A 4,973-nucleotide genomic window follows, 5' to 3' on the forward strand; every position below is an offset into this window, starting at 1 on the left:
TCTCATGAAAATACCCCCTTTACTGGTTGTCCAGTAAAGGGGGTACATATCATTTTGGGTCCTTTTTTTATGAAAAAATCGTATTAGCATAAAAAGAGCGTATTAGAATGATATGTTATCAATCTAATACGCTCTTTATGCATTTACTATTTAATTAAAGAAGCCCATGCATTGGCTACATCGGCAAATTCTTGAAGAGTAAAGGTCTCGCCTCTTCGTTGACCGTCGATATTTGCTTTTGCTAATAGCTCTTCAATTCTATCTTTTGATAAGCCCGTTGTTTTCATCGTATTAGCAAATGTTTTACGACGTTGCGCAAAACCAGCTTTTACAACGCGGAAGAATAGTTTCTCATCAATTACATCTACCGGTGGTTTATCACGCAACACGCAACGAATTACAGAGCTTGTTACCGCTGGTGCAGGCAAGAAAGATTTAGGCGGTACATCTAGAACAATATCTGGCTCCGTATAATACTGAACAGCCACAGACAATGCACCATAGTCCTTTGTACCAGGCTGTGCTACCATGCGCAAAGCAACTTCCTTTTGTACCATTACAACGAGGCGCTCAATTGGTAATTTGCTTTCCAATAGAGACATAATAATAGGCGTTGTAATATAATACGGTAAATTGGCAACCACCTTAAACGGTTTATGGTTCATGATGGTGGGCACATCTAATTTCAATACATCACCATGAACGATGCGTACATTGTCATAAGATGCTAATGTTGTATCTAGAACCTCTAATAGACGGCGATCTAGTTCAATGGCTGTTACATCAGCACCGCTTTGCGCTAAACCTTGTGTTAAGGTACCAATGCCAGGGCCAACCTCTAGTACAGGTTCACCAGGTGTTAACTCCGCAGCATGAACGATTTCATCGACAATGCCGCGTTTAATAAGAAAGTTTTGCCCTAGCTTTTTACTCATTTTAATGTCGAAGCGTTTACATATATAATGCACTACCTCAGGGCTTGCAATTACTGATTCTAACATCTTAACTCCTATTTCAAACTATTTACTGCCTCTTCATAAGCATCTCGCGTTATACCGTAATGATTTAACCGATATAAGAATTGCTTACCATTTCCATAGCCAATCCCTAATTTTGCACCAATAACAGCTCGTCGAGCTGCGCTATCCGGCATACCTGACAGTCCATGGCGCACTAAATCCACCATGGAAAATTCATTGGATGATTCTAAAGACTCTACATGTAATGTAGATAAAGCCTTTCTAATGGATTCTGGAGATGCTTGCTCTATGCCGATATCATCATTTGCAAAAGCTTCGTCACGAGGGACAAAGGCATGTTGTGCATTGGGGAATTTTTTCGTTAATACACGACGAATTCGCTCCCCTGCCGTATCAGGATCTGTTAGTATGATGATGCCTCGCTTTTCATAAGCAACGCGAATCATATCGATAACACCTTTTCGAAGGGTAAAACCTTCAGTCGCTATGCAGTCAGCCTCTACAGCTTGAGCAATGCGTTGGATATCAGATTTTCCTTCTACGACGATGACTTGTTTTAGCATAGGTCCTCCTTTATTCTATTAGTACATTGTAACACATATATAACATTGCTTAAATACTTATAATCGAGTAGTATTAATAGTGTAATATATAAAAGGAGGCCAATTATGACCTTACAACAATTAAAGTATGTCACAACAATTGCCAATATAGGTAGTATTAGTGAAGCTGCCAAGAGATTATTTGTATCTCAACCTAGCCTTACAAAGGCTATTAAAGAATTAGAAAAGGAAATGGGCATTACCATTTTCGATCGTACCAATAAAGGTATTACTGTTTCTAAAGAAGGGGAACGTTTCCTCGGCTATGCACGCCAAGTCCTTGAGCAAGCAGCCCTTTTAGAGGAGCAATATAAGAGTCAAAGCGGTGGGAAGAAACAATTTTCTGTTTCTACACAACATTACTCCTTTGCAGTTAACGCCTTTGTAGAGCTTTTAAAAGGTGCAGGCATCGATCAATACGATGTATCCTTACGTGAAACACAAACCTATGAAATCATTGACGACGTAGCTCATATGAAGAGTGAAATCGGCTTGCTTTATTATAATGATTTCAACCGTCCTGTATTAGAAAAATTAATTCACACTACCGAATTAACCATTACAGAGTTATTTACGGCTCACCCTCCTATCTTCATCGGTAAAACACATCCGTTAGCTAATAAAGATGTAGTGTCCATCGATGAGTTAGAAGAGTATCCATATATCTCCTTTGAACAAGGGGATCATAACTCCTTCTATTTCTCTGAAGAAATCTTTAGCACCGTAGTGCGTCCAAAGCATATTCGCGTTCGCGACAGAGCCTCTTTATTCAGCCTATTACTTGGACTTGATGGGTACACTGTATCTAGTGGTGTAATCGATAAAGAGGTCAATGGTGAAAATATCATCTCTGTGCCCCTTGCAGAAGAAGGCTTGATGCATATTGGATATATTACTAACAATAAAATGCAACGCAGCCGCTTGGGCCAAGAATATATTCAAGCCCTTGAACAATACGTTGGCAACTATGGTAGACATATTCAATTGCCAGAGGATAAAAAATAATATATTGAAAGCACTCTCTTTTATGAATTGATCCAAAGTTGGATACAACTTTGGAGGTAGTTCATTTTAGGAGAGTGCTTTTTATATTGCTCCACATTTAAATTCTAATAGTATCCCCCTCGATATAACTAAAAAGACAAATTTACAATCATATATAGTTTTAAGTTATATCCAACTCTAATATATAGATATTTTTACATATAGTCATACTTCGTTATAATAAGCCTATCGAAATTATCGGTTTTACCGTTTATATAAGGAGGATTATTATTATGTCCAAACAATTAGCACCATTCCACTTTGATATTGTAGGTTCTTTCCTACGCCCTGAAGAATTAAAAGAAGCTCGCGAAGCTTTCAATAACGGAAACATTTCTAGAGAAGAATTGACAGCTGTTGAAGATCGTCTCATTACAGACCTTATTCAAAAACAAAAGGCTGCTGGTTTACCAGTTATTACAGACGGCGAGTTTCGTCGTGCCTATTGGCATTTAGATTTCATGTGGGGATTTAACGGCGTAAAAGAAATTGAACTAGAACACGGTTATAAATTCGTCGGTCAAGAAACAGCGCCAGGTTCCCTCGCCCTTACTGGCAAAATTACGGGTACAAATCACCCATTCGTGGAGCATTTCAAATTTGTAAAACAATTCGAAGATGAAAACACTACGGCGCGTCAAACAATCCCTGCCCCATCTCAATTCTTAGCCGAGTTATTCCGTGAGGACAACGGTATTACAACACGTTCCTTCTACCCTGATGTAGAAGAACTCATCCAAGATATTGCCGCTGCGTATCGTCAAGTTATTAAAGATTTATATGACGCGGGTTGTCGTAACATCCAGTTTGATGATTGTACATGGGGTATGTGCTGTGACCACGCTTACTGGACAGGTCGTCAAAAGGATAAAAGCGTAACTATCGAAGGCGAAACAGCTAAGTACTTGCGCTTAAACAACTTGGCCCTCGAAGGTCGCCCTCAAGACTTAGCCTTCACTACTCATGTATGTCGTGGTAATTACAACTCTACTTGGGCTGCTAGCGGCGGGTATGAACCAGTTGCCCCTATTCTATTTGCAAAGGAAAATGTAGATGCTTATTACTTAGAATTTGACGATGATCGCTCTGGTGGCTTTGAACCATTGCGCGAGGTATCTCCTAATAAGAAGGTCGTATTAGGTCTAATTACATCTAAACGTCCAGAATTAGAAGATAAAGAAGTTATTAAAAAACGTATTCAAGAGGCTACCCAATATATTCCACTTGAAAGACTTTGCTTATCCCCTCAATGCGGCTTTGCTTCTTGTGAAATTGGCAACCAATTGACCGAAGAAGAACAATGGGCTAAACTAGCATTAGTTAAAGAAATAGCTCATGAAGTTTGGGGTGATTAAATGAATGAACATACTATATATTTAGGGGGCGGTTGTTTCTGGGGACTTCAAGGATACATCAAGAAAATTGGAGGAATCCTCTCCACAGAAGTAGGCTATGCCAATGGTCCTACTGAAAATCCAAGTTATGAAGATGTATGCCACAATAGTGGTCACGTAGAAGCCCTCAAGGTTACCTACGATGCAGACACACTCTCCTTGGACCATTTGATTCAATATTTCCTACGAGCTATCGATCCATTTAGTATTAATAAACAAGGCGGTGACGTAGGTATTCAATACCGTACTGGTGTTTACTATACGGATAAGGCAGATAAAGCTATTATTGAAAGAACTTTAGCCCGTGCTCAAGCCTTTGAAGGTAAGCCCTTTGCTATCGAAGTGTTATCTCTAAAAAACTACTACTCTGCTGAGGAGTATCATCAAGATTACTTAGATAAAAATCCTAACGGTTATTGTCATATTCCATTAGGCCTATCTGATGAGCCACTTATCGATGATAATGCGTATAACAAGCCAGCTAAAGAAGCCTTAGAGGCACTATCACCACAAGAGTATGAGGTTACGCAAAATTCTGCTACAGATGCTCCATTTAGTCATGAATTAACAGATGAATTCAAAGCAGGTCTCTACGTAGATATCACTACTGGGGAGCCCCTCTTTGTATCGTCACATAAATTCAACTCTCATTGCGGTTGGCCAAGCTTTACTAAACCAATCGCTAAGGATGTTATTAAATACTACCAAGACGACTCTCATGGTATGAATCGTATCGAAGTGCGCAGCCGCATTGGCAATGCTCACTTAGGCCATGTATTCGAAGATGGACCTAACGGCTCTCTTCGCTACTGTATCAATGGATCTGCCTTAACCTTTATTCCTAAAGAAGAGTTAAAAGGCACAAAATACGAATATCTCTTACCGTATATTGAAGATTAATCATAACCACCCGTAGAACGGGTGGTTTGCTCTGACCCTATAAGGGTCTTTCT

At 39.5% G+C, this 4,973-nt stretch carries 5 protein-coding genes; 3 read left to right on the forward strand and 2 right to left on the reverse strand.

Going from position 1 to position 4,973, the window contains the following annotated elements; all coding sequences use genetic code 11:
- Positions 1 to 146: 146 nt before the first annotated feature.
- The gene (gene rsmA, locus RYM16_RS08735; protein WP_265137530.1) at positions 147 to 1,001 is read right to left on the reverse strand and encodes a 16S rRNA (adenine(1518)-N(6)/adenine(1519)-N(6))-dimethyltransferase RsmA; all 855 of its coding nucleotides are present in this window, start codon (positions 999 to 1,001) and stop codon (positions 147 to 149) included.
- A gap of 8 nt (positions 1,002 to 1,009) precedes the next feature.
- Positions 1,010 to 1,543, reverse strand: a complete 534-nt coding sequence (gene rnmV / locus RYM16_RS08740) for a ribonuclease M5 (protein ID WP_105097800.1) — start codon at positions 1,541 to 1,543, stop codon at positions 1,010 to 1,012.
- Between the two features lie 105 nt (positions 1,544 to 1,648).
- Here rnmV and RYM16_RS08745 point away from each other — a divergent pair, with 105 nt between their 5' ends.
- The 3 genes from RYM16_RS08745 to msrB all read left to right on the forward strand — a co-directional run bounded on the left by RYM16_RS08745 (position 1,649) and on the right by msrB (position 4,920).
- Positions 1,649 to 2,587, forward strand: a complete 939-nt coding sequence (locus RYM16_RS08745) for a LysR family transcriptional regulator (protein WP_314983359.1) — start codon at positions 1,649 to 1,651, stop codon at positions 2,585 to 2,587.
- A 272-nt stretch (positions 2,588 to 2,859) separates the two neighbouring features.
- Positions 2,860 to 3,981, forward strand: a complete 1,122-nt coding sequence (locus tag RYM16_RS08750) for a 5-methyltetrahydropteroyltriglutamate--homocysteine S-methyltransferase (RefSeq protein WP_314983360.1) — start codon at positions 2,860 to 2,862, stop codon at positions 3,979 to 3,981.
- Positions 3,982 to 4,920: a peptide-methionine (R)-S-oxide reductase MsrB gene (msrB, locus tag RYM16_RS08755; RefSeq protein WP_314983361.1), complete on the forward strand. Its 939-nt coding sequence runs from the start codon at positions 3,982 to 3,984 to the stop codon at positions 4,918 to 4,920.
- Positions 4,921 to 4,973: the final 53 nt, after the last annotated feature.

The sequence above is a fragment of the uncultured Veillonella sp. genome, from assembly GCF_963524655.1.
Classification (GTDB): Bacteria; Bacillota; Negativicutes; order Veillonellales; family Veillonellaceae; genus Veillonella.

Excerpts from the sequence above, each read along its gene's own strand:
- rnmV (WP_105097800.1), bottom strand. The coding sequence starts at position 1,543 with ATGCTAAAACAAGTCATCGTCGTAGAAGGAAAATCTGATATCCAACGC.
- RYM16_RS08745 (WP_314983359.1), top strand. The coding sequence starts at position 1,649 with ATGACCTTACAACAATTAAAGTATGTCACAACAATTGCCAATATAGGT.
- RYM16_RS08750 (WP_314983360.1), top strand. The coding sequence starts at position 2,860 with ATGTCCAAACAATTAGCACCATTCCACTTTGATATTGTAGGTTCTTTC.
- msrB (WP_314983361.1), top strand. The coding sequence starts at position 3,982 with ATGAATGAACATACTATATATTTAGGGGGCGGTTGTTTCTGGGGACTT.
- rsmA (WP_265137530.1), bottom strand. The coding sequence starts at position 1,001 with ATGTTAGAATCAGTAATTGCAAGCCCTGAGGTAGTGCATTATATATGT.